Annotated in this window: 2 protein-coding genes; one reads left to right on the plus strand and one right to left on the minus strand. The window is 74.2% G+C overall.

Annotated elements, in window-relative coordinates; all coding sequences use genetic code 11:
- Nucleotides 1-190: 190 nt before the first annotated feature.
- Nucleotides 191-1,048 (plus strand): inositol monophosphatase family protein, encoded by an 858-nt coding sequence (locus tag ACFU99_RS43985; RefSeq protein WP_384404444.1) that lies wholly within the window; start codon nucleotides 191-193, stop codon nucleotides 1,046-1,048.
- A 3-nt stretch (nucleotides 1,049-1,051) separates the two neighbouring features.
- Here the strand turns inward: ACFU99_RS43985 and ACFU99_RS43990 are convergent.
- Nucleotides 1,052-1,286, minus strand: a 235-nt coding sequence (locus tag ACFU99_RS43990) for an FCD domain-containing protein (protein WP_384404446.1), incomplete at its 5' end; no start/stop codon positions are given.

Consider the following 1,286-nt stretch of genomic DNA (forward strand, 5'->3'; position numbering starts at 1 on the left):
GGGGAGCGCCCGCGCCCGTCCACCAGCGCCGCCACCAGCGCCAACGAGGCCACCACCAGAACCGCCGGCCACCACGACACCGCGCCCCGCCTCCTCCCCAGCGACAGCTGAGATCTCTGCGATCGGCCCCCGTCCCCTTCGACCGTACCCATCCCCGCCGGATCCGGCACGGGCGTGGCAGGCTCACCCGATGACTTCAGCATCCGCAGTCCCTGCCGCCCCGGACGCACCCGCCGCCGACCCGGAACTCCTCGCCTTCGCCGTACGCCTGGCCGCCGAGGCCGGGCGGATGTCCGCCCGCGCGTTCCACGAGGGCGCCGACCACCGCCTCAAGGCGGACGGCACCGAGGTCACGGACGCCGATGTCGCGATCGAGGAGTGGGTACGCGCCGAACTGGGCCGCCACGCGCCGGACGACGGCGTGTACGGAGAGGAGTGCGGCGAGAGCGCGGGCACGTCCGGGCGGCGGTGGATCATCGACCCGATCAACGGCACGAAGTCGTTCACCCACCGCGTGCCGCTGTTCTCCAACGACATCGCCTACGAGGACGAGTACGGGCCCGCCGTCGGCGTGCTCAACCACCCCATGAGCGGCCAACTGGTCGCCGCCGGGCGCGGCTTGGGCTGCCTGCTGATGCTCGGCCCCGACCCGGACCCGGCCACCGGACGCCGCACGCGTGTCAACGACCGTTCGGAGCTGGGCGGCGCGCGGACCCAGATGCACAACACGGCGGGCTGGCCAGCCGAACTGCTGGCGGCCCTGCACGAGAAGGTGTTCCTGGTCCCGAACCTGGGCAGCACCGTGGACCTGGTCACCGGCCGGGCCGACGCCCTGGTGATCGCCGGGCCGCCCATGGGGTACGAGGACGTCGCGCCGATGCCGGTCATCGTCTCCGAGGCGGGCGGCCGGGTCAGCGACCTCGGCGGTACGTCCGTACTGACCGGGGACATGTCGGTGCTGGCGACCAACGGGCGGCTGCACGACGGCTTCCTGGAGCTGATGGCCGGACTGCCGCGCAGCCGCGATGTGAGCGCGCTGGGGCGGTGACGGTCAGGCCGGGCCGTTGGTGTGCCAGGCCAGGGTCTCGGTGATGTTGGCGCCGGCCTGGCGGGCGGCCTCGGCGGGGTCGTGGGCGCGCAGGGCGGCCAGCAGGTCCTCGTGGCCCTCCGGGGCCGCTCCGGCGAAGCCGGGGGAGTCCCAGAAGGCGGCCATCGAGGCGCGCAGCGGCGCGGCGAGATTGCGGTAGAGCTCGCTGAGCAGGGGGTTCCGGGCGGCGTCCGCGACC

Origin of the sequence: Streptomyces sp. NPDC057654 (assembly GCF_042800135.1) — a bacterium.
Taxonomy (GTDB): domain Bacteria; phylum Actinomycetota; class Actinomycetes; order Streptomycetales; family Streptomycetaceae; genus Streptomyces.

What these genes read in the sequence shown, in the direction of transcription:
- ACFU99_RS43985 (WP_384404444.1), top strand. Translation starts at nt 191, where the DNA reads ATGACTTCAGCATCCGCAGTCCCTGCCGCCCCGGACGCACCCGCCGCC.